At 74.0% G+C, this 20538-nt stretch carries 20 protein-coding genes and 1 pseudogene; 13 read left to right on the top strand and 8 right to left on the bottom strand.

The annotated features are described in order from the left end of the window. Positions 1-335: 335 nt before the first annotated feature. Positions 336-1073: a D-Ala-D-Ala carboxypeptidase family metallohydrolase gene (locus tag ACIQGV_RS14825; protein ID WP_402494585.1), complete on the top strand. Its 738-nt coding sequence runs from the start codon at positions 336-338 to the stop codon at positions 1071-1073. 96 nt (positions 1074-1169) lie between these two features. Beyond that, positions 1170-1904, top strand: coding sequence for a lipoprotein (locus ACIQGV_RS14820; RefSeq protein ID WP_402494583.1), 735 nt, complete (start codon positions 1170-1172; stop codon positions 1902-1904). Positions 1905-1935: 31 nt separating this feature from the next. Here ACIQGV_RS14820 and ACIQGV_RS14815 read toward each other — a convergent pair whose 3' ends face one another. After that, complete coding sequence (locus tag ACIQGV_RS14815; RefSeq protein WP_402494581.1) at positions 1936-2862, bottom strand: GNAT family N-acetyltransferase; 927 nt, start codon at positions 2860-2862, stop codon at positions 1936-1938. Positions 2863-3000: 138 nt separating this feature from the next. On the opposite strand from ACIQGV_RS14815, the gene ACIQGV_RS14810 reads away from it, so the two are divergent. Beyond that, on the top strand, positions 3001-3840 hold the full coding sequence (locus ACIQGV_RS14810; RefSeq protein WP_402494579.1) for an alpha/beta fold hydrolase: 840 nt from the start codon (positions 3001-3003) through the stop codon (positions 3838-3840). Positions 3841-3858: 18 nt separating this feature from the next. On the opposite strand, the gene ACIQGV_RS14805 is transcribed toward ACIQGV_RS14810, so the two are convergent. The 3 genes from ACIQGV_RS14805 to ACIQGV_RS14795 all read right to left on the bottom strand — a co-directional run bounded on the left by ACIQGV_RS14805 (position 3859) and on the right by ACIQGV_RS14795 (position 5617). Then, positions 3859-4134 carry a hypothetical protein gene (locus ACIQGV_RS14805; protein ID WP_402494577.1) on the bottom strand — a complete coding sequence of 92 codons (276 nt, stop codon included), beginning with the start codon at positions 4132-4134 and terminating at the stop codon, positions 3859-3861. A 298-nt stretch (positions 4135-4432) separates the two neighbouring features. Next, on the bottom strand, positions 4433-4996 hold the full coding sequence (locus ACIQGV_RS14800) for a hemerythrin domain-containing protein (protein WP_402494575.1): 564 nt from the start codon (positions 4994-4996) through the stop codon (positions 4433-4435). Between the two features lie 168 nt (positions 4997-5164). Then, positions 5165-5617, bottom strand: a complete 453-nt coding sequence (locus ACIQGV_RS14795; protein WP_402494573.1) for a YbhB/YbcL family Raf kinase inhibitor-like protein — start codon at positions 5615-5617, stop codon at positions 5165-5167. 202 nt (positions 5618-5819) lie between these two features. Between ACIQGV_RS14795 and ACIQGV_RS14790 the strand changes: the two genes are divergently transcribed. Beyond that, positions 5820-6335 carry a hypothetical protein gene (locus tag ACIQGV_RS14790; RefSeq protein ID WP_402494571.1) on the top strand — a complete coding sequence of 172 codons (516 nt, stop codon included), beginning with the start codon at positions 5820-5822 and terminating at the stop codon, positions 6333-6335. Positions 6336-6411: 76 nt separating this feature from the next. Beyond that, positions 6412-6981, top strand: coding sequence for a PadR family transcriptional regulator (locus ACIQGV_RS14785; protein WP_402494569.1), 570 nt, complete (start codon positions 6412-6414; stop codon positions 6979-6981). Positions 6982-6988: 7 nt separating this feature from the next. Here ACIQGV_RS14785 and ACIQGV_RS14780 read toward each other — a convergent pair. Next, positions 6989-7378: pseudogene (locus ACIQGV_RS14780) on the bottom strand (SRPBCC domain-containing protein); the annotation flags it as partial. A gap of 139 nt (positions 7379-7517) precedes the next feature. Between ACIQGV_RS14780 and ACIQGV_RS14775 the strand changes: the two are divergent. The 3 genes from ACIQGV_RS14775 (at position 7518) to ACIQGV_RS14765 (ending at position 11345) form a co-directional block, all read left to right on the top strand. Further along, the gene (locus tag ACIQGV_RS14775) at positions 7518-9200 is read left to right on the top strand and encodes a hypothetical protein (RefSeq protein WP_402494567.1); all 1683 of its coding nucleotides are present in this window, start codon (positions 7518-7520) and stop codon (positions 9198-9200) included. A 211-nt stretch (positions 9201-9411) separates the two neighbouring features. After that, positions 9412-10770 carry a diacylglycerol/lipid kinase family protein gene (locus ACIQGV_RS14770; protein ID WP_402494565.1) on the top strand — a complete coding sequence of 453 codons (1359 nt, stop codon included), beginning with the start codon at positions 9412-9414 and terminating at the stop codon, positions 10768-10770. Beyond that, a complete protein-coding gene (locus ACIQGV_RS14765; protein ID WP_402494563.1) occupies positions 10767-11345 on the top strand; it encodes a phosphatase PAP2 family protein in 579 nt (192 codons plus the stop codon). The genes ACIQGV_RS14770 and ACIQGV_RS14765 overlap by 4 nt, the downstream gene beginning before the upstream one ends. A 17-nt stretch (positions 11346-11362) precedes the next feature. Here the strand turns inward: ACIQGV_RS14765 and ACIQGV_RS14760 are convergent, their stop codons facing one another. Continuing rightward, the gene (locus ACIQGV_RS14760; RefSeq protein ID WP_402494561.1) at positions 11363-11980 is read right to left on the bottom strand and encodes a hypothetical protein; all 618 of its coding nucleotides are present in this window, start codon (positions 11978-11980) and stop codon (positions 11363-11365) included. A 1320-nt stretch (positions 11981-13300) separates the two neighbouring features. On the opposite strand from ACIQGV_RS14760, the gene ACIQGV_RS14755 reads away from it, so the two are divergent. The 3 genes from ACIQGV_RS14755 to proC all read left to right on the top strand — a co-directional run bounded on the left by ACIQGV_RS14755 (position 13301) and on the right by proC (position 16746). Then, positions 13301-14746 carry a glyceraldehyde-3-phosphate dehydrogenase gene (locus tag ACIQGV_RS14755; RefSeq protein ID WP_402494559.1) on the top strand — a complete coding sequence of 482 codons (1446 nt, stop codon included), beginning with the start codon at positions 13301-13303 and terminating at the stop codon, positions 14744-14746. 85 nt (positions 14747-14831) lie between these two features. After that, positions 14832-15722: an NAD(P)-dependent oxidoreductase gene (locus tag ACIQGV_RS14750; RefSeq protein WP_402494557.1), complete on the top strand. Its 891-nt coding sequence runs from the start codon at positions 14832-14834 to the stop codon at positions 15720-15722. 220 nt (positions 15723-15942) lie between these two features. After that, positions 15943-16746 carry a pyrroline-5-carboxylate reductase gene (gene proC / locus ACIQGV_RS14745; RefSeq protein ID WP_402494555.1) on the top strand — a complete coding sequence of 268 codons (804 nt, stop codon included), beginning with the start codon at positions 15943-15945 and terminating at the stop codon, positions 16744-16746. A gap of 60 nt (positions 16747-16806) precedes the next feature. Here proC and ACIQGV_RS14740 read toward each other — a convergent pair whose 3' ends face one another. Then, positions 16807-17274 carry a winged helix-turn-helix transcriptional regulator gene (locus tag ACIQGV_RS14740; protein WP_402494553.1) on the bottom strand — a complete coding sequence of 156 codons (468 nt, stop codon included), beginning with the start codon at positions 17272-17274 and terminating at the stop codon, positions 16807-16809. A gap of 97 nt (positions 17275-17371) precedes the next feature. Here ACIQGV_RS14740 and ACIQGV_RS14735 point away from each other — a divergent pair, with 97 nt between their 5' ends. Then, positions 17372-17872 carry a PaaI family thioesterase gene (locus ACIQGV_RS14735; RefSeq protein ID WP_402494551.1) on the top strand — a complete coding sequence of 167 codons (501 nt, stop codon included), beginning with the start codon at positions 17372-17374 and terminating at the stop codon, positions 17870-17872. A 47-nt stretch (positions 17873-17919) separates the two neighbouring features. Here ACIQGV_RS14735 and ACIQGV_RS14730 read toward each other — a convergent pair whose 3' ends face one another. Further along, positions 17920-18531 (bottom strand): TetR/AcrR family transcriptional regulator, encoded by a 612-nt coding sequence (locus tag ACIQGV_RS14730; protein ID WP_402494549.1) that lies wholly within the window; start codon positions 18529-18531, stop codon positions 17920-17922. A 181-nt stretch (positions 18532-18712) separates the two neighbouring features. Here ACIQGV_RS14730 and ACIQGV_RS14725 point away from each other — a divergent pair, with 181 nt between their 5' ends. Continuing rightward, the gene (locus ACIQGV_RS14725; protein ID WP_402494547.1) at positions 18713-20383 is read left to right on the top strand and encodes a cellulase family glycosylhydrolase; all 1671 of its coding nucleotides are present in this window, start codon (positions 18713-18715) and stop codon (positions 20381-20383) included. Positions 20384-20538 lie beyond the last annotated feature (155 nt).

Below are 20538 nucleotides of genomic sequence, written 5' to 3'. Positions count from 1 at the left end.
TGGACCGCGGGTGTCCGGTATTCGGTAATCGCAGCGCGGTGCGGAACGCGCCGTCCGGAATTTTCCGTGTGACCCGCCTCACAGGGGTGGCGTCCCGGTGGAGGGCGGCGGCCAACGCCGTTGCGGGGGCGGCCGATCGCGGGTTCCGTGCGGGGGTGCCGCCGGTCCGGTGAGGGGCGGTCGGGTCCGGTCGCGGGGTGCGGGGGAGGGGCGTGCCGGACGTTCCGCGCGGATCCGTATCCCCTGGAGGGGGGTGGTTGACGCGCGTCACACGACCCGCCACCCTCTGTGGTGCCCGTGCCCCGTGGTCCATGCCCCTCCGGTTGGGAGAGCAGATGCTCAGACGTACGGCTCGTTTCCTTCTCTCGTTTGTCATGATCATGTCTGGCGTGTTCGCGGGAACCGCTCTGACCGCCGGCACCGCCCGTGCCGACGGCTGCTACACCTGGCCCCGCACCCTCTCCCAGGGTGCCTCCGGGGCCGATGTCACCCAGCTCCAGATCCGCCTCGGCGGCTACCCGGGGCAGGGCTCCGTCCTCGCCGTCGACGGCTCCTTCGGACCGGCCACCGCCGCCGCCCTCAAGCGCTTCCAGTCGGCGTACGGGCTGGCGGCGGACGGCGTCGCAGGCCCCGCCACCTACGGCAGGCTGTACGCCCTCCAGGACGACGACTGCACGCCGGTCCACTTCGCCTACGGCGAGCTCAACAACTGCAACAGCACCTGGTCGGGCGGCGCGGTCGCCGCCGCCACCGCCAAGTCCAACGCCCTGCGCACCATGTGGAAGCTGGAGGCCCTGCGGCACGCCCTCGGCGACCAGCCGATCCGGGTCACCAGCGGCTTCCGCTCCTACGCCTGCAACTCGGCCGCCGGCGGCGCGAGCGGCAGCCGCCATCTGTACGGCGACGCGGCCGACCTCGGCGCCGGTCCGCACTCCCTGTGCACCCTGGCCAGGCAGGCCCGCAATCACGGCTTCAGCGGCATCCTCGGCCCCGGCTACCCCGACCACGACGACCACACCCACGTCGACCACCGGTCCGGCCGGTTCTGGTCGGCCCCCTCCTGCGGCGTCTGACCGTGCACCCTGCCCGCATGCCCTTCCCGCCCCGATCGCTACAGTGTCCCGCCGGATTTCCGAGAGGCCGGTCGTACCGGCGAGGGGGGAACGCACGTGCGAGTCGGGGCGGGAAGAGCGGGGCGCGGCCTGATGTGGGCGGCGCTGCTGGCGGGGGCGTTGACGGCGTGCTCGGGGGGATCGGGGGAAGCGGGGCGGGACGCCGGGGCGTCCGAGAGCGCCCCGGCCGATCCGGCGAAGGGCGGCGCCGCGAAGGAGGGTTCCGCGAAGGCCGGGGCGGTGAAGAGCGGCGGCACCGTCGGCGCGGCCGGTTCGGCCTGCGAACTGCCCGTCACCTTCGACATCGCCGAGGACTGGGAGGCGGAGGCGATCGACGCCGCCGCGACCGAGGCGGAGGTGTCCGGCGCCGACGAGGAGGGCAGCCCCGAGGACGAACTCGCCGAGGCCGTCGCCTCGGTCCTCCGGCAGGGCCCGGTCTCCGCCGCCTGCGAGGTGGACGCCAAGCCGGCCGGCCACATCGGCTTCCTGCGCGTATGGACCGGTGAGCCCGGCGAGGACGACCCGCGGGCCGTCCTGAAGGCATTCGTGGCCGCCGAGGACGGCAACGGCCAGGAGCGCTACAGCACCTTCGAGGCGAACGGCGTGGCCGGCGCCGAGGTGCGGTACGTGCACACGAGCGAGCTGCTCGACGAGACGAAGAAGGAACGTGCCTTCGCCGTCGTCACCGGCAGCGGCCCGGTCGTCGTGCATCTCGGCGGCATGGACACCGAGGAGCACGAGAACATGCTCCCGGCCTACGAACTCGCCAGGAGCACCCTGCGCGCGGGCTGAGCCCGCGCCCGGCCGGTCCTCGGCCGGAGCCTCAGCCGAGGACCGTCTCCCAGGTGTCGACGGCGTAGTGCACCGTCATGCCCTGGCGGCGGTACAGCTCCGGCGCCCCGGTCGCGTTCGAGGTGTCGACGCCCAGGCCCACGGTGTCCCGGCCCAGCGCCGCGAACGCGGCGAAGGCGTGCCGCAGCAGAAGTCCGCCGAGCCCGCGGCCACGGGCGTCGGACAGCACACCGATGCTGCGGATCCAGCCCATGGCCTCGCGGTCGTTGCGGGACATCAGGAACGCGGCGTCGCCGAGGTCGTCGGTGGTGGCGAGCCACACCAGCGACCAGTCCAGGCCGTCGGCGTCGATGTCGCTCAGCCACGCCTCGTACGCCCGCGGCTGGAAGTCGAAGTGCTCGGCGAAGGACGTCTGGTACAGCCGGTGCACGAGCCGCCGGTCCGCCTCGGTCGTGCAGGGCCGGATCCGGACGCCCTCGGGCGGCGCGGGCGGCAGGTCCACGGCGCCGTCCAGCGGCCTGTGCAGCACGTGATAGCGGCGCACGTCCTTCCAGCCCCGCTCGCGCAGCCGGGCGGTGTCGGTGGTGGGACGTACGTTCAGATGGAGATGGACCACGGCGCGCTCGGCCCCGTTGGCCCGTGCCTTCTCCAGCGCCCTGGCCTCCATCGAGCCGAGGACGTCGAAGCCGGCCTGCTGGTGATCGGGCAGCACATAGTGGTCGACGTCTATGCGTTCGCCGCCGGACTCGTCCCACAGCAGTCCGTACGACACCAGCTCGCCGCCCTCGAAGGCCAGCCAGGAATCACGTTCCAGGTCGGCCTCCGGATGCTTCAAGTCGGCTTCGACGGTGTGCAGATCGGTCTCGGGCCGGCCGATCTCGATCAGGTCGACGGCGTTGAGGAGGTCGGTGACGGCGGGTGCGTCGGCGAGCGTGGCCGGACGGACGGTTGCGGGCATGAGGTTCAGCGTCGGACGCCGCGGCGCGCGCCGCAACGGATTTTCCGCTCCCCGGCGGCCGGTCCGGAACCGGTGTTCCGCGAGGTGACGGGCGAAACGCGGTTGCCGTGGACCCCTCCGGCTGCCAGGGTCGCGATCATGGCGACCTTCTCCGCGTTCGACGGCACCGTGCTCGCGTATCACGTCTCGGGCCAGGGAGAGCCGCTCCTGTGCCTGCCCGGCGGTCCCCTGCAGGCATCCGCCTACCTGGGCGACCTCGGGGGGCTCGGCGTCCACCGGCGGCTGGTCCTGCCCGACCTGCGCGGCACGGGCGACTCGGCGGAGCCGGAGGACCCCGCGAGCTACCGCTGCGACCGGCTCGTCGACGACGTGGAGGCCCTGCGCGCGCATCTCGGGCTGGAACGGACCGACGTGCTGGCCCACTCCGCGGGCGCCAACCTGGCGCTGCGGTACGCCGAACGCCACCCCGGCCGCGTCGGCCGGCTGGTGCTCGTCACCCCCAGCACGTTCGGCGTCGGCGTCACGGTGCCGGGGCGGACGCGCCGCGAGGCCGCGCTGCTGCGGCGGGACGAGCCGTGGTTCGCCCAGGCGTTCGCGGCGCTGGAGGAGATCGTCGCCGGCCGGGCGACCGCCGCCCACTGGGAGGACATCGCACCCTTCGCGTACGGGCGCTGGGACGACACCGCGCGGGCCCATCACGCCGCCGGGGTCGCGCAGCGCAACCGGGAGGCCGCCGCGGTCCATGTCTCCGAGGGGGCCTTCGACCCGGACGCCACCCGCGCCGCGCTGGCCGCGTTCCCGCGTCCGGTCCTGGTGCTCGCCGGGGAGCTCGACCTGAACTCCCCGCCCGGCCCCGTCGCCGAGGTCGCCGGTCTCTTCCCGGACGCCCGGCTCGTCGTGCAGCCCGGCGCCGCGCACTTTCCCTGGCTCGACGACGGACCCCGGTTCGTGACCGCCGTCGAGGGCTTCCTCGGCTGAGCCCGGCGCCGCCCGGAGTCAGACGGACGTGGGGGCGGCCGCCTGCGCGGCGTGCTCGGCCACGTCGGCGCGCTCGATCAGCTGACGGGCCAGCTCACGGGCCTCCGTCGCGGTCAGGGACGCCCAGACGCCGGGGCCGCCGTCACGGTGCCCGCCCACGTCCAGGGTGACGCGGCTGATCGGCTGCTCCTCGGGCAGCAGCCTGAAGCACTTCACCACGATCCGGCGGCCGCACCTGGTCACCAGTGGAGTGGCTCCGGCCGCACCCGCCGCGTCCCGTCCTGTCGACGTCATCCGTCTCACGCCCCTTCTTCCACAACGCCGTTGGAGGCCCCCGCCGGCCGCCTGTGAGGCTGCCGCACACCCGTCGGGGCTACGAGGGAGAGCGCGGGCCGGGCCCGGTTTGTTCCCACTTGTTCCCGCGCCGTGGCCTCGCGGTCCGCACAACGCCTCATGGGGCCGGGCCATTCCTCCCACGGAGATTCCTGCGAACCGTTCAGGCCACCGCGAGGACGCGCCGAGGGGCGCCGGCCGTCCGGCCGGCGCCCCTCGGGTTCCCGTCCTCGGTCCTCGGCGCACAAGGACCGGCAGGTCATTGCGCCTTGCCGCGCCCGGTGAGCGCGTCGCGCATCCGGTCGATCATGCCCATGCCGGGGGCCAGCAGCTTGTTGGCCGGGGGCTTGTCGGGCGCGGAGGGATGCGGCCGGGTCGGCGCGGTCTTCTTCGCCATGCGCACCTTCTCGCCGAGGTCGTCCAGCGCCTCGGGCGGACAGGCCGCGCGCAGGGTGGGGAAGAGATTCTGCTCCTCGTCCGCCACATGCATGCGGATCTCGGTCATCAGGTCGCCGATCAGACCGTCGAACTGCGGGTCGTCCGCCGCGCAGCCCTCCAGGTCCTTCATGATCCGCTCGGCCTTCGCGTGGTCCTCCAGCTCGCGGTCGGCCATGGTGCCGCCGTTCGCCAGATGCTCGCGCACGGCCGGGTAGAGATATGCCTCCTCGGCCACCGAGTGCCGCACCAGCTCCATGGTGGCCTGGTCGGCGTACAGCTTCCGCCTCTTGTCGCCCGACGGCAGCGCCTCGATCCGGACGAACAGATCCTCGACCTCCCGGTGATCGGTCACCAGCTCGTCGATGACGTTCCCACCGTGACCCATGTCCTTCACCTCCAGCGTGAACTCGACGGGCCGGACGGCGCCGCCGGCGCCCGAGTGCCCCGCGACCGGCGCGTTACACGGCCGCGGCCGACGGAACCGATCACGCCGCGCCCGGCCGGCGCGGGCTTCGGGCGCCCGGCCGTCCTGCCGGCCCCGTCCGTCCGGGCGTCACCGGTGGTACAGGCCCACCAGGGTGCCGCTGGCCACCTCGCGTTCCGCCACGGCCCGGTGCACCTGTTCCGCCGTCGGCTCGTCGGGCAGGACGCACGGCTCGTCGAGGGCGTAGAGGCGGAAGTGGTAGTGGTGCGCGTCGTCGCCCGGGGGCGGGTGGGGGCCGCCCCAGCCGCGCAGGCCGTAGCCGTTGACGAGGTCGGTGCCGCCGCGCGGGTGCTCACCGCTGCCGGCGCCGTCGCTGTGCGGGTCGATGCCCACGACGACCCAGTGCACGAAGGTCCCCGACGGAGCGTCCGGGTCCTCGCACACCAGGACCAGCTCGGCGGCGTCCTGCGGCACCCCGGACCAGGTCAGCGGGGGAGAGACGTTCTCGCCCTCCAGCGCGTACCGGCGCGGGATGGGGGAATGGTCCTGGAAAGCGCTGCTCTGCAGCTCGATGCCGGTCATGAACCCGGGGTACCCCTCCTCGGACGGCGGCGCAAGCGGTGCCCGGGGCGCCCGGGGGACGGGCTCCGGCCCGCCGCGGGGGCGGGTGCGCGATGTGGCGGACGCCACGGAGAACGGGCGGATCCGGGCATGTCCGGCAGCGGGACGGGCGGGCTACCGTGGTCGGGACCCCAGTGACCGAACCGATCCGGACGGCCCGGCAGTGCGCACAGATCTCTCCTCCCTCATCGCGGCGACGACCCGCTGGCTCACGGGCGCGTACCCGTCCGGCGGCGGCGCCCTGGCCGCCGCCCTGTGCGAGGCCCAGGCCCGTCAGGCGGTCACGGTCGCCGCGTGGCTGCGCTACCCGACGCCCATGGACGCCGCGCTGGTGACGCTGACCGGCCCCGGCGGCTCGGAGCGGCTGGACCGGGTCACCGGCGCCGGCCCCGACGCGGACGGCTCCGGCTGGCGCACCTGGGTCGACGAGGTCGTGGCGAGCTGGGCCGCGTGCCTGCTCACCGACCCCGCCCTGGCCGCCCGGGGCGTCGCCGCCGCGGCACGGGCCGAGCACGCGCCCGTGACCCCTCTGGATTTTCGCCGGCTGACCGATCCCGGCCCCCGCGACCACCGGGCCGCGGCCCTGCTCCGCCACCCCGATCTGCTGGCCTCGGTGGCCGCCCTGCACGGGCCGGGCCTGGCGGACCGGCTGGGATCGGAAGAGGCGCTGACCGCCTGAGGCCGGGCAGCCGTCCCCGGCCGCCCCGGACCTGGTCAGCGCGTTGACCGCTCAACCCCGGTGCTAGCTTGCTGCCATGGCACTGCGTAACGCGCTCATGGCCGCCCTGCTCCAGGGTGAGGCGTCCGGCTACGACCTGGCCAAGGAGTTCGACGCGTCCGTCGCCAACTTCTGGACCGCCTCCCCGCAGCAGCTCTACCGCGAACTGGAGCGCATGGAGGGCGACGGTCTGATCAGCGCCAGGGTGGTCGAGCAGGAACGCCGCCCCAACAAGCGGCTGTTCTCCCTCACCGAGGCCGGCCGTGAGGCCGTGCGTGCCTACGTGGCCGAGCCGCCCTCCAAGCCCACGGCCATCCGCGACGAGCTGATGGTGAAGGTGCAGTGCGCGGACGTCGGGGACATCGACGCGGTGCGCGCGGCCGTCGCCGGGAGCATGGAGTGGGCCCGCGCCAAGCTCGACCGCTACGAACGCCTGCGGCAGCGGCTGCTGGCCGGGCGCACCGAGGACGCGTACTTCGCCGAGGCCGAGCGCGTCGGTCCTTACCTCACCCTTGTGCGCGGTATGGCCTTCGAGCGGGAGAACCTCCAATGGGGTGAACTCGCCCTGCGCCGGCTGGAGCAGCGGGCGGCGTCCCGCCGGACCTGAGCGGCGCCCGGCCGAGGAGGCGGGCGATCTCGTCGACGACGCCCTTCCAGTGGACGCGCCGGCTCTCCCGCTCCTGTGCGCTGCGCAGACGTTCCTCGTGGAAGCGCAGGACGGTCCCGGTGCCGCCCGCCGCGGGGGAGACGGTGACCTGGACGGTCGTGGAGCCGCGGGTGACCCGGATGCGCTCCCCGTGGCGGTAGCCGCGCACCTCGCCCGTCACCCCGTCGGCCGTCCGGTACGAGGTCCCGCGCTCCGGCGTCAGCCGTGCGCCCGGACCGAGCCAGAGGGCGGGCCCGCCGGGGCCGCCGACCAGGTCCCACACCACCGGGGGCGGGTGGGGCAGGGTCCGCGAGACACCGATCTGCCAGCCGGCGTCGCGGGTGAGTCCTGTGGGCATGGTGCGTCCCTCCTGCCGAGACAAGTGTAACCAGTATAAGTAGTTACATGGGCGCGGGCCAGGCCCCCGCACCGCCGCTAGGCTCGCGGCACGCCCATGGTCCGCCCGGACCGGGCCGCCGGACAGCCAGGGGAAACTCATGGACTACTACGACCTCGGCACCCACACCCGCACCGTCACGACGTCCTCGCCCGTCGCCCAGATGTGGTTCGACCGCGGACTGGTGTGGACGTACGCCTTCCACCACGAGGAGGCCGTCTCCTGCTACGAGGCCGCCGCGGCGGCCGACCCCGAGTGCGCCATGGCCCACTGGGGCATCGCCTACGCCCTCGGCCCCAACTACAACAAGCCGTGGGAGTTCTTCGACGAGCGGGACCTGGCCCGGACCGTCGAGCGCACCCACGAGGCCGTCGAACGTGCCCACGAGCTGGCGTCCGGCGCGACCCCCGTCGAGCGGGCCCTGATCGAGGCGCTGCGGGCCCGCTACCCGCAGGACCGGCCCGTCGAGGACTGCTCGGTGTGGAACGCCCCGTACGCCGAGAGCATGCGGGCCGTGCACGAGCTCGCCCCCGACGACCTCGACGTCGCCACGCTGTACGCCGACGCCCTGATGAACCTCACGCCCTGGCAGCTGTGGGACCTGCGCACGGGGGAGCCCGCCGAGGGCGCCCGCACGCTGGAGGCCAAGGCCGTCCTGGACCGGGCGCTCACCGACGAGGCGGCCGTGCTCCACCCGGGCCTGCTGCACCTGTACATCCACCTGATGGAGATGTCCCCCACCCCCGAGGCGGCCCTGCCGGTCGCCGACCGGCTGCGCGGCCTGGTGCCCGACGCCGGGCACCTCCAGCACATGCCCTCGCACCTGGAGGTCCTGTGCGGCGACTACCGCAGCGTCGTCTCGGACAACACCGCCGCGATCGCCGTCGACGAGAAGTACCTCGCCCGCTCCGGCGCGATGAACTTCTACACCCTCTACCGGTCGCACAACTACCACTTCAAGATCTACGGCGCCCTGTTCCTCGGCCAGTCCCGGGTCGCCCTGGAGACCGCCGCCCAGCTGGAGGCGTCCGTCCCGGAGGAACTGCTGCGGGTGGAGAGCCCGCCCATGGCCGACTGGCTGGAGGCATTCCTCGCCATGCGGGTCCATGTGCTGATCCGCTTCGGCCGATGGGAGGACGTCCTGCGGCTCCCCCTGCCCGCCGACCCGTCGCTGTACTGCATGACCACCGCGATGCTCCACTACGCCCGCGGGGTCGCGCTCTCGGCCACCTCCCGGATCGCCGAGGCCGAGGCCGAGCGCGAGCTGTTCCGCGCCGCCGCCGGCCGGGTCCCCGGCTCGCGCATGCTGTTCAACAACACCTGCGCCGACATCCTCGCCATCGCCTCGGCGATGCTCGACGGTGAACTCGCCTACCGCAAGGGCGACTTCGACGAGGCTTTCGCCGCTCTGGAGCGGTCCGTGAACCTCGACGACGCCCTCCCCTACGACGAGCCCTGGGGCTGGATGCAGCCCACCCGCCACGCGCTCGGCGCCCTGCTGCTGGAGCAGGGACGGGTGGCCGAGGCCGAGGCCGTCTACCGTGCCGACCTGGGCCTGGACGACACTCTGCCGCGTGCCTGCCAGCACCCCGGGAACGTCTGGGCGCTGCACGGCTTCCACGAGTGCCTCGTCCGCCTCGGCAAGTCCGGCGAGGCGGAGATCGTCGCCCACCAGCTGAAGATCGCGACCGCCGTGGCGGACGTACCCGTCGAGGCGTCCTGCTTCTGCCGGCTCGACACCGCGGCCGCCGTTCCCGGTGAACCCGGCGGCTGCTGCGCCTGACCGCACGACCCCGAGGGCTGAACACTTCCCGCCGTCCATGTCCTCCCGCACGGAGGACCGCTGACGCGCCGGAGACGGTCTCCCGTTTCGTCCTGGCCGCCGACAGGCCATCATGAGATCGTCGACGGACCGCCGGGCGGTGCTCCGGCCGACCCGGACCGGAGCGTGCGCCGAGGCCGGGCACGTCGGCGCGGACCAGGCAGGGAGTGCGATGGCTACGGGGACAGGGAGCCGGCCCGACGGGGCCGGCCCGGACGACGGCCGGGCCCGCACCTGGGCACGGCTCGCGGTGGCCTGCGCCGCGGGCGCCGTGGCGGTCGTGGCCGCGGCGACCGGACTCGGCGGCTGGTTCATGCTCGTCAGCGGGCTCGTCGGCCTCGCCCTCACCGGGGCCGGAGCCTGGTGGGCCGTGGCCCATCGCGGCCCGGCCCGGCTGCTCGGCGCCCTGCTGGCCCTGGCCGCCCCGATCGCCGTGCTCGTCCTGTTCGCCGCGACGGGACTGTGGGTCGTGGCCGTCGGCGTGATCAGTCTGTGGGCCGCCGCGCTGGCCGCCGCCCGGGCGTGTCTGCGCCGGCTGCGCCAGCCGCACGGCATGAGCGCGCACGGCAGCCCTCCGGTCCACCGGCCGGTGATCATCATGAATCCGAGGTCGGGCGGCGGGAAGGTCGAACGCTTCGGCCTCGCCGAGCGCGCCGAACGGCTGGGCGCCCGGGTGGTGCTGCTCGAACCGGACGGCCCGGACGCCGAGGCACTGGCGCGGCAGGCCGTCGCCGAGGGCGCGGACCTGCTCGGCGCGGCGGGCGGTGACGGCACCCTCGCGATCGTCGCCGCCGTCGCGGTCGAGCACCGTCTGCCCTTCCTGGTGATCAGCGCCGGCACCCGCAACCACTTCGCCATGGACCTCGGCCTCGACCGCACCGACCCCTCGACCTGCCTCGACGCCCTCACCGACGGACTCGAACTGCGTGTCGACCTCGGTGACGTCGACGGCCGCCCCTTCGTCAACACCGTCTCCTTCGGGGCGTACGCGCAGATCGTGCAGAGCCCCGAGTACCGCGACTCCAAGACGGCCACCGCGCTCGAACACCTGCCGGACCTGCTCCAGGGCGGGGAGGGGCCGCGTTTGCACGCCGACGCGGGGGACACCCGTCTCTCCGACCCGCAGGCGCTGCTGGTCAGCAACAACCCCTATATGCGCGCCGATCCGCTCGGCGGCGGCCGCCGGGAGCGGCTGGACCTGGGCACCCTCGGTGTCATCTCGGTCCGGGTGGAGGGCGCGGCCCAGGCCGCCGAGCTGGCGCTGTTCGGTGAACGGGCCGGCAGCATCACGGTGCTGAACGCGCAGCGCGTCGTCGTCCGGGCCGACACCGAGGAGATCCCCGTGGCCGTGGACGGAGAGGCACTCACCCTGCCCGTTCCGGTGGTGTGCACGGTACGGCCGGGCGCCCTGCGGGTCCGGGTGCCCCGGCACCGCCCGGGCGCGGCCTACGCGACGCCGCCGGTGGACTGGCGGCGCATCCTCCGACTTGCCCTGACCCGACGCCACACCGTTCCAGGAGCCGATCGATGACCGACCGCGAGCCCTACGACCACCTGCCCCACCGTCGCCTGGCGCGCGACCTCGGTGCTCTCGACCAGGCTCTGTACGAGGCGGTGACCGTCACCGAGACGCCGGCGCTGGACGAGGCCCTGCGCCGGCTGTCCGCGGCCGCCGACCACTCCAAGATCTCCCTCACGGTGGCGGGGCTGCTCGCGCTGCTGCCCGGCCGGCCGCGCCGGGCGGCCCTGCTGGGCGTGGCCGCCGTCGGGGTCGCCTCGGCGAGCGCCAACCTGATCGGCAAGAAGCTGGTGCGCCGGCGCAGGCCCCACCGGGCCGAGGACTCGCCGTTCCCCGGGCGGCACGTGCCGATGCCGCAGTCGGCGTCCTTCCCCTCCGGACACACCGCCTCCGCCGTGGCGTTCGCCGCCGCGGTCGGCCCGGCGCTGCCGCTCTCGACGGTGCCGCTCGGCCTGCTCGCCGTCGCCGTCGGCTACTCCCGGGTGCACACCGGCGTCCACTATCCGGGCGACGTCATCGCCGGCGCGCTCCTCGGCACGGGTGCGGCGGCGGTGGTCCTGGCGACGGCGGGACGCGAGTCCCGCTGACCGGGGCGGGCCGCTGTTCAGCCGGCGGTCTCCGGGTCGGGGGCCGAGTAGAAGACGGACGTGCCCTGCTTGCTGCGCCGGGCTCCGTTCCTGGCCACCAGCCCTTCGAGGGTCGTACGGACCACGTTGGCCTTGATCCCGCGGCCGGGGTGCGCGGCACCGAGCGCCGTCGTGACCTCGGCGGCCGAGCGGGGTTCGTTCTGCGCGGCGAGGTGGGCGCGGACCAGCTCGACGAGGGTCGGCCGGGCCGGGGCCGTGCCGGTGGCCTCGCCCGCGGGGGCGGCCTCGGGTGCGGCGGTCGTCCTCCGCGCGGCGGGGGCCTTCCCGGCGCGCGCCGGAGCGGTCTTGCGGGTCCGGCGGGGCCGGACCGCGGCCTCCTCGCGCGGGGCCGGGACGGACGTGTCGGCGGCGGGCACGGCCGGCACGGCGGCACCGAGGGCCTGCCGCATGGCGACCAGCACCGTGTGATCCTGCCGCAGCCCGGCCAGCCGGGCCTCCAGCGCGGCGATCTCCGCCGTGAGACGGTCCTGTTCCTTGATGTTGCGTTCGAGGTCGTCGGTCACCTGGGCGATGTAGTGCGACGCCAGTCCGCTCGTGCCGGTCGTGTCGGACGTGTCGGACGTGCTGTCGGTCATGGATGCCTCCGGCGGGCTTGTCTGATTGCTGATGTGAACTTCCCTGCGAGAACAGATGGTAGGCGCGACAACAGCGAACCGTGCCCGTCGCACCCGCAACTCCCCCGCACAGATGACACCGTCACCCGCCTGCCCGGTGCAACCGCCCTTCCTTCGGGTCGGGTTCGGTGACGCGGTCCTCGCGGAGAAGATCTCGGGCGGCGTACGAGGAACCCGGGGCCGGACGGCTGCGGGGCTGGTGTGCGCGGCCGTTGTCCCGCCGTGAGCCGCTGACGGGCGCCGGAACGGGGGAGTTCTCCACGGGGAAGCCCGAACTCGCGCGGACCGAGAGGAAGTCGGACGGCCGCGCGGGCGGGCGGGGGCGGCACGAATGAGGAGCGGAGAGCCGAGCGGGACGGGCGGACGTACGGCTGCGCGTCTACGGCGTTCCGCCGGCCGTGGCGGATCCGGTGGTGTTTGTGCGGGCCGTCCTAGGAGGCGTCGGGCCGTGACGGGCCTGTCGACGCGTTGCGCGCGTACGTCTGCGTGGTAGGGCGGGTGGCTTCGCTGTCGGAGGGCTGCGCGTCTACGGCTACGGCGTTCCGTCGGCCGTGGCGGATCCGGTGGTGTTGTGCGGGGCGTCCTGGGGGCGTCGGGTGTGAGGCCGCGCGGGCGGGCGTTCGTGTCGCTCGACGCGGACGTGCGGCCGGAGGGGAGCGCCGCGGTCCGTCCGCGGGCCCGGGGCCGGACCGCGGCACGTCGTCGGCGGCGCGGGCGGGGTGAGGCGGCCGACCTGGGAGACGGGCCTCGTCCGGGCGGAGGCCCCCGAGGGGGCCGGGCGCCGTCGCGCTGGCGGTCCACTCCTCGCGGGCCGTCGCCGCGCCGAGGCCGGCTCCCGGGGCCCTGGCCGTGGTGTCGGTCGCACAGGCCGTGCTGCGGCTGTGGCGGCGACAGGGCGTGATGCCCGTCCGGAGCGCCGTGGGCGGCGCCGTGGTGGGCCCGCCGCTCCGGCGGCTGTCGCGGTGGTGGATCCCGGCGGCGGTCCTCGCCGCCACGGCCGGCGCGAGGCGCCTCGCGCCGGGGACGGGCGGTGGCCGTTCGGCCGCGAGGGCGGGCGGCGACGGCGGGAGCGTCCGGCCCGGCGGCAGCCGGAGCCCGCGTCGGCCCTCCGGCCGGGGCCGGACCGGCCGGCCGTACACGGTGGCCGAGCCGCCCGGCACCCTCCACCACCCCGACAGACAGGGCGGAAAAGGGGCGAATGCTCCTCGGGGGGCACCCCTTGAGGGGTGGGATTTCAGTCGGGTTAGCATATGAGCGCCGTCTAGCTCGAAAGTGAAGACTGTGACTGTCAACGACGACTCGTTCACCAACTGGAAGAACCGCGAGGAGATCGCGGAGTCGATGATCCCGATCATCGGGAAGCTGCACCGTGAGCGGGACGTGACCGTCCTGCTGCACAGCCGCTCCTTGGTGAACAAGTCGGTGGTCAGCATCCTCAAGACCCACCGCTTCGCACGTCAGATCGACGGCGAGGAGCTCTCCGTCACCGAGACGATGCCGTTCCTCCAGACCCTCACCACGCTGGACCTCGGCCCCTCCCAGATCGACATCGGCATGCTCGCCGCCGAGTACAAGGCCGACGACCGCGGCCTGTCGGTCGCCGAGTTCACCGCCGAGGCCGTCGCGGGCGCCACCGGCGCCAACAAGATCGAGCGCGGCGACGGCCGTGACGTCGTGCTGTACGGCTTCGGCCGCATCGGCCGCCTCGTCGCCCGCCTGCTGATCGAGAAGGCCGGCTCCGGCAACGGCCTGCGCCTGCGTGCCATCGTCGTCCGCGGGGGCGGCGAGGCCGACCTGGTCAAGCGCGCCTCGCTGCTGCGCCGCGACTCGATCCACGGCCAGTTCCAGGGCACGATCACCGTCGACGAGGCGAACAGCACGATCGTCGCCAACGGCAACGCGATCCGTGTGATCTACGCCAACGACCCCTCCGAGGTCGACTACACGGCGTACGGCATCAAGGACGCCATCCTCATCGACAACACCGGCAAGTGGCGCGACCGCGCGGGCCTCTCCCAGCACCTGCGCCCCGGTATCGACAAGGTCGTCCTGACCGCCCCCGGCAAGGGCGACGTCCCGAACATCGTCCACGGTGTCAACCACGACACCATCAAGCCGGACGAGCGCATCCTGTCCTGCGCCTCCTGCACCACCAACGCCATCGTCCCGCCGCTGAAGGCCATGGACGACGAGTACGGCGTGCTGCGCGGCCACGTGGAGACCGTCCACTCGTTCACCAACGACCAGAACCTGCTGGACAATTACCACAAGGCCGACCGCCGAGGCCGTTCCGCACCGCTCAACATGGTGATCACCGAGACCGGTGCCGCCTCGGCCGTGGCCAAGGCGCTGCCGGACCTCAAGGCCCCGATCACCGGCAGCTCGATCCGCGTCCCCGTCCCGGACGTCTCGATCGCCATCCTGAGCCTGCGCCTGGGCCGCGAGACCACTCGCGACGAGGTCCTGGAGTACCTGCGCGACGTCTCGCTGCACTCGCCGCTGAAGCGCCAGATCGACTTCACCACCGCCCCCGACGCCGTCTCGATGGACTTCGTGGGCTCCCGCCACGCGTCGATCGTCGACGCCGGCGCCACCAAGGTCGACGGCGACAACGCCATCCTCTACCTCTGGTACGACAACGAGTTCGGCTACTCCTGCCAGGTCGTCCGCGTCGTCCAGCAGGTGTCCGGGGTGGAGTACCCCACCTTCCCCGCGGCGCAGGTCTGACCGATCCGGCACCGCCCCGGGACCCGCACCGCGCCGGGTCCCGGGGCGCTTGCCGAGCGCGCCGCCGGTTCGCCAGGCTGGGAGCATGACCGACAAGCTCACCGTCACCGTCCTCGGCACCGGCATCATGGGCGCCGCCATGGCCCGCAACCTCGTACGCGCCGGGCACACCGTCCGGGTCTGGAACCGCAGCCGCGCCAAGGCGGAGCCGCTCGCCGCCGAGGGAGCGCAGGTCGCCGGCACGCCCGCGGAAGCGGTCACGGGCGCCGACGCGGTGCTCACCGTGCTGTACGACGGCCCGGCCACGCTGGACGTCATGCGCCGGGCCGCGGGGAGCCTGCGGCCCGGCACCCCCTGGGTGCAGTCCACCACGGCGGGACTGGACGGGACCACCGAGCTGGCGGCCTTCGCCCGCGAGCACGGCCTCCTCTTCTACGACGCCCCGGTCCTCGGCACCCGCGCACCCGCCGAGGCCGGCACCCTGCTGGTCCTCGCCGCGGGCCCGGCCGAGGGCCGGCCCCGGATCACGCCCGTCCTCGACGCGATCGGCGCCCGCACCGTGTGGACGGGCGACGACGGATCGGCCGCGACCGCGACACGGCTCAAGCTCGTCGCCAACAGCTGGGTGCTCGCCGCGACCAACGCCGCCGGCGAGGCCCTCGCCCTGGCCCAGGCCCTCGGCGTCGACCCCCGGGCCTTCCTCGACGCGGTCTCCGGCGGCCCGCTCGACATGGGCTATCTGCACGCCAAGTCGGCCCTCGTCCTCGACGACCGCCTCGACCCCGCCCAGTTCGCGGTGCGGACCGCGGCGAAGGACGCCCGTCTCGTCGTCGAGGCCGGCGAGCGCCACGGCCTGCGGCTCGACGTCGCCGCGGCCGGGGCGGACCGCTTCGCCCGGGCCGTCGAGCAGGGACACGGCGACGAGGACATGGCCGCGGCGTACTTCGCCAGCTTCGACGACGAGCCCCCGCGCTGACCCGCGCCGCCCGCGAACGGACCCGCCTCGCCGGACCTGCCGACCGGACCCGCCTCGCCGGACCTGCCGACCGGACCCGCCGCTGCCACGGCCCCGCGCCGGCCGCCGTACGGCAAGGCGGCACCTCCGGCTCCGGCAGGCACCGCCCAGGGCCGCGGGATAGGGTGCGGATGTCCCTGCACAGCGGGCGCGGAGCCCGTACGACGCACCGGGAGCCGTCATGATCTCGCTGTTCGGCGCCGGGGAGATGGGCGAGGCGCTCCTCGCGGGCCTCGTGCGCTCGGGCCGGGCCCCGGACGAGATCGTGGTCGTGGAGCCGCGCACGGAGCGCGCCGAGGAACTCAGGTGGAAGTACGGCGTCGCCGCCGTGCCGCCGCGGCAGGCCGCCGAGTCGGCCGACACCCTGCTGATCGTGGTCCGGCCGCAGCACGTGCCCGGCCTGCTCGACGAGATCGCCCCGCACCTCAAGCCCGGCTGCCTGGTCGTCTCCGCCGCGGCCGGCGTCCCCACACGGCTGATCGAAGGGCACCTCGGCGAGGACACGCCCGTCGTCCGTGTCATGCCGAACACCCCCGTGCTCGTCGAGACGGGCATGTCCGTGATCTCGCCGGGCCGGTACGCGGGTGAGGACCATCTGCGGCACGTCGCGGAACTGCTCGGACCGGTCGGCAAGGTGATCCGTCTCGACGAGGAGCGGCAGGACGCCGCCACCGCGCTGTCGGGCAGCGCGCCCGCGTACTTCTACTACGTCATCGAGAACATGATCAAGGCCGGAGCGGATCTCGGCGTCCCCCGTGAGGCCGTGCAGGAGATGGTGCTCCGGGCCGCCGAGGGCGCCGTGGCCATGATCCGTGCCACCGGCGAGGCGCCCGGCGCGCTGCGCGAGTCGGTGACGTCACCCGGCGGCACCACTCAGGCGGCCGTCGCCACCCTCGTCGAGGAGGGCGTCGGCCCCGCCTTCCGCGACGCGGTCGAAGCGGCGGCCCGCCGCAGCCGCGAACTGGGCGAGCAGTTCGGGACCTGACACGCGGGGCGCCCCTCGCGAGACGCCGGCGGGAAAGGGCCGCGGCAGCCCGTGACGCCCTCACCCCGCCCGGCGTGCCCCCGGTCCCGGCCGGGCGACGACCTCCCCCGGGGTCAGCGCCGTCCGCTCGGCGCAGCACTCCACGACCACCCGCACCGGAGCGCCGCAGGCGGAGTGGCGGATGTCCAGCACCGGCCCCTCGGGCTCACCGGCGTACGTCTCGCCCCACTGGCCCAGCGCCATGAGGACGGGCCACAAGTCCCAGCCCTTGCGGGTGAGCCGGTACTCGTGGCGCGCGCGGCTGCCGGGCTCCCGGTACGGCACCGTCCTGAGGATCTCGGCCGAGGTGAGCTTGCGCAGCCGGTCGCTCAGCACCGCCTCGGACAGCCCCATGTGCCGCCGGAAGTCCTCGAACCGGCGCACCCCGTTGGCGGCGTCGCGCAGGATCTGCAGCGTCCACTTCTCGCCCACCACTTCGAGCGTCCGCTGGACGGGGCAGTTCTCCGTGCTCGTCTCAAGCCACTCCATGCGGCCCATCGTAGGGCTCCTGGCTTCGTCATTGACAGTCAGCCGCACACACGGCTAGCTTCGGTCCACGAAGTCAGCGGAGGAGGGACGGAGCGGCATGGGACGCACGCGGACGTACGAGTGGCAGGACCCCGGCGTGACCGCCGCGGCCGTGGGCCGGGGGACCGGCCTCGACCTGCTGCGGGACATGCTGGCCGGGCTGCTGCCCCCGCCGCCCGTGACGGCGACGCTCGGTTTCGCGCTGGAGGAGGTCGACCACGGCCACGCCGTGTTCTCCCTGACGCCGGGGGAGGAGCACTACAACCCCATCGGCAGCGTCCACGGCGGCGTCTACGCCACCCTGCTCGACTCCGCGGCCGGCTGCGCCGTGCAGAGCGTGCTGCCCGCGGGCACGGGCTACACCTCGCTCGACCTCAGCGTGAAGTTCCTGCGCCGGATGACGGTGGACACCGGCCCCGTCCGGGCCGTCGGCAGGGTCGTCAGCAGCACCCGCCGGACCGCGCTCGCCGAGGCCACCCTCGTGGACGAGAAGGAGCGCCTGCTCGCCCACGCCACCAGCAGCTGCCTGCTGTTCCCGGTGCCCCCGGCCGGGGCCTGACCGCCGGGGCCGGTTCCGGGCCCCGACTGCCCGGCCCCGACCGCCGGTCAGCCGGATGCGGGTCCCGGCACCGGCCGGGGCTTCTCCGGCTCCGGCTCCGGCCAGTTGCGCAGCAGCGCGTCGAGCGCGTCGATGATCCGGGTCCACGTCTCCTGCGTGTCGGGGGCGCTGTGGCTGAAGCCGCCGCCCATCTCCAGCGTGACGTAGCCGTGGAAGACGCTGCCCAGCAGCCGGACGGCATGTGTCCGGTCGGTCTCGGCCAGGTCGTAGCCGCGCAGGACGGCCAGGGTCATCCGGGCGTGCCGCACCCCCGCGCTCGCGGCCGCCGTCGGCGGGTCCAGCCGCAACTGCGCGGCGGCGTACCGGCCGGGGTGCTCGCGGGCGTAGTCGCGGTAGACGTCGGCGAGCGCGCGCAGGGCGTCCTTGCCGGCCCGGCCCGCCAGGGCGTCGACCGCCCGGTCGGCGAGCTCCTCCAGGGCGAGCAGGGCGATCCGGGTCTTGAGGTCGTGCGAGCTCCTGACGTGCGAGTACAGGCTCGCGACCTGTACGTCGAACCGTCTGGCGACCGCGGACACGGTGACCTGCTCGAAGCCGACCTCGTCCGCGATCTCCGCCCCGGCGCGGGTCAGACGCTCCGCGGTGAGTCCTGCGCGTGCCATCGGCCGGTCTCCCTCCCTCTTCCTGAAGGGATTGTGGGTTTGCCTAAAGGGTGTAGGCAAACCATCAGGACCGATCATTCGCGCACACATCTTGACGTGTACTCGGCGGCAATGGGTTTATGGGAGCGCTCCCACGTCATGTCCCCCGCTTCCTGGAGTCGCAGTGAGCCCCTTGAGAACAGTGAGCCCAGCGAGAAGCACGTCCCCCGAGCGTCCCTTCGCCCGTTTACTGGCCGTGCTGTCGGCCCTCGTCACCGTGGCCGTCCTCGGCGCGCTCGCCCCCGCCGCGGCCCAGCCCGCGGTCCGGGCGGAGCAGCCCGCCGTGCAGGCCGCCGGGCTGCACATCAGCGGCGGCCGGCTGGTCGAGGGCAACGGCAACGACTTCGTCATGCGGGGCGTCAACCACGCCCACACCTGGTACACGGACCGGACGCAGTCCTGGGCCGACGTCAAGGCGCTCGGCGCCAACACCGTCCGCGTGGTCCTCTCCGACGGCCACCGCTGGACCCGCAACAGCGCCGCGGACGTGGCCGCCGTGATCGAACGCTGCAAGGCCAACCGCCTGATCTGCGTCCTGGAGGTGCACGACACCACCGGCTACGGCGAGGACACCGCGGCCGGCACCCTGGACCACGCGGCGGACTACTGGATCGGTCTCAAGGACGTGCTCGCCGGCCAGGAGGACTACGTCGTCGTCAACATCGGCAACGAGCCGTGGGGCAACACCGACCCGGCGGGCTGGACCGCCCCGACGGCCGCGGCCGTGAAGAAGCTGCGCGCCGCCGGTCTCCAGCACACGATCATGGTCGACGCCCCCAACTGGGGCCAGGACTGGCAGGGGGTCATGCGTGCCAATGCCCGGACGGTGTACGACGCCGACTCCACCGGGAACCTGGTCTTCTCGATCCACATGTACAGCGTGTTCGACACCGCGCAGGAGATCACCGACTATCTGAACGCCTTCGTGGCCGCGAAACTCCCCCTCGTCATCGGTGAGTTCGGCGGACCGGCCGACCAGTGGGGCGACCCCGACGAGGACACGATGATGGCCGAGGCGCAACGGCTCGGCCTCGGCTGGCTGGCCTGGTCCTGGAGCGGCAACACCGACCCGGTCCTCGACCTGTCCGTCGGCTTCGACCCGTCCCGGCTCAGCTCCTGGGGCGAGCGGATCTTCCACGGCGCCGACGGCATCGCCCGGACGTCGAAGGAGGCCACCGTCTTCGGGGGCACCCCCGGCGACACCCGGCCCCCGACCGCCCCCGGCACCCCGGTCGCCTCGGCCGTGACGGCCACGTCCGTCACCCTGACCTGGCCGGCCGCCACCGACGACGTCGGCGTGACCGGCTACGACGTGGTGCGCGTCGGCTCGGGAACCGACACCGTCGTGGCCGCGTCCACCACCGCCTCGGCGACCGTCACCGGCCTGACCGCCGGCACGGCCTACACCTTCGCCGTCCACGCCAGGGACGCCGCGGGCAACCGCTCGCCGCGTTCGGCCACGGTGAACGTCACCACCGGCACCGCCCCCGCCCGTTCCTGCGCGGTCGCCTACCGGGTCGTGGGCGAGTGGCCCGGCGGATTCCAGGGCGAGATCGTCCTGCGCAACACCGGCACCACCGCGCTGAACGGCTGGACGCTCGGCTTCTCCTTCGCCGACGGCCAGACGGTCTCGAACATGTGGGGAGGCACCCCCGCGCAGACCGGCGGCTCGGTCCGTGTCACCCCCGCCTCCTACACCGCCGCGATCCCCGCCGCGGGCTCGGTCACCCTCGGCTTCCTCGCCGCCAAGGGAGCCACGAACACCGCTCCGACGGCGTTCACGCTCGACGGGGCCGTCTGCGCCGCGGGCTGACAGCCCGTCGCCCGGCCGGCCGGGTGAGGAGACCTCGGCCCGCCGGGCGACGCCAGACGACGCAGCACCGGCCCGCCCGGCAGCCGCTCCCCGAGGGCGGCGACGCCCGGCGCGGAGGCCGTCGCCGGAGCGCCCGGCAGGAACAGCCGCCGCTC

The organism is Streptomyces sp. NPDC093094, assembly GCF_044754345.1.
Lineage (GTDB): Bacteria > Actinomycetota > Actinomycetes > Streptomycetales > Streptomycetaceae > Streptomyces.
The sequence above is the reverse complement of the archived record's forward strand: the minus strand, read 5'-3'. Positions and strand labels throughout refer to the sequence as shown.

Bases quoted from the DNA above. Each gene is read 5' to 3' on its own strand.
- ACIQGV_RS14775 (WP_402494567.1), top strand. From the start codon at position 7,518: ATGGACTACTACGACCTCGGCACCCACACCCGCACCGTCACGACGTCC.
- ACIQGV_RS14765 (WP_402494563.1), top strand. From the start codon at position 10,767: ATGACCGACCGCGAGCCCTACGACCACCTGCCCCACCGTCGCCTGGCG.
- ACIQGV_RS14805 (WP_402494577.1), bottom strand. From the start codon at position 4,134: ATGACGTCGACAGGACGGGACGCGGCGGGTGCGGCCGGAGCCACTCCA.
- ACIQGV_RS14735 (WP_402494551.1), top strand. From the start codon at position 17,372: ATGGGACGCACGCGGACGTACGAGTGGCAGGACCCCGGCGTGACCGCC.
- ACIQGV_RS14800 (WP_402494575.1), bottom strand. From the start codon at position 4,996: ATGGGTCACGGTGGGAACGTCATCGACGAGCTGGTGACCGATCACCGG.
- ACIQGV_RS14770 (WP_402494565.1), top strand. From the start codon at position 9,412: ATGGCTACGGGGACAGGGAGCCGGCCCGACGGGGCCGGCCCGGACGAC.
- proC (WP_402494555.1), top strand. From the start codon at position 15,943: ATGATCTCGCTGTTCGGCGCCGGGGAGATGGGCGAGGCGCTCCTCGCG.
- ACIQGV_RS14750 (WP_402494557.1), top strand. From the start codon at position 14,832: ATGACCGACAAGCTCACCGTCACCGTCCTCGGCACCGGCATCATGGGC.
- ACIQGV_RS14815 (WP_402494581.1), bottom strand. From the start codon at position 2,862: ATGCCCGCAACCGTCCGTCCGGCCACGCTCGCCGACGCACCCGCCGTC.
- ACIQGV_RS14785 (WP_402494569.1), top strand. From the start codon at position 6,412: ATGGCACTGCGTAACGCGCTCATGGCCGCCCTGCTCCAGGGTGAGGCG.
- ACIQGV_RS14760 (WP_402494561.1), bottom strand. From the start codon at position 11,980: ATGACCGACAGCACGTCCGACACGTCCGACACGACCGGCACGAGCGGA.
- ACIQGV_RS14730 (WP_402494549.1), bottom strand. From the start codon at position 18,531: ATGGCACGCGCAGGACTCACCGCGGAGCGTCTGACCCGCGCCGGGGCG.
- ACIQGV_RS14795 (WP_402494573.1), bottom strand. From the start codon at position 5,617: ATGACCGGCATCGAGCTGCAGAGCAGCGCTTTCCAGGACCATTCCCCC.
- ACIQGV_RS14810 (WP_402494579.1), top strand. From the start codon at position 3,001: ATGGCGACCTTCTCCGCGTTCGACGGCACCGTGCTCGCGTATCACGTC.
- ACIQGV_RS14825 (WP_402494585.1), top strand. From the start codon at position 336: ATGCTCAGACGTACGGCTCGTTTCCTTCTCTCGTTTGTCATGATCATG.
- ACIQGV_RS14740 (WP_402494553.1), bottom strand. From the start codon at position 17,274: ATGGAGTGGCTTGAGACGAGCACGGAGAACTGCCCCGTCCAGCGGACG.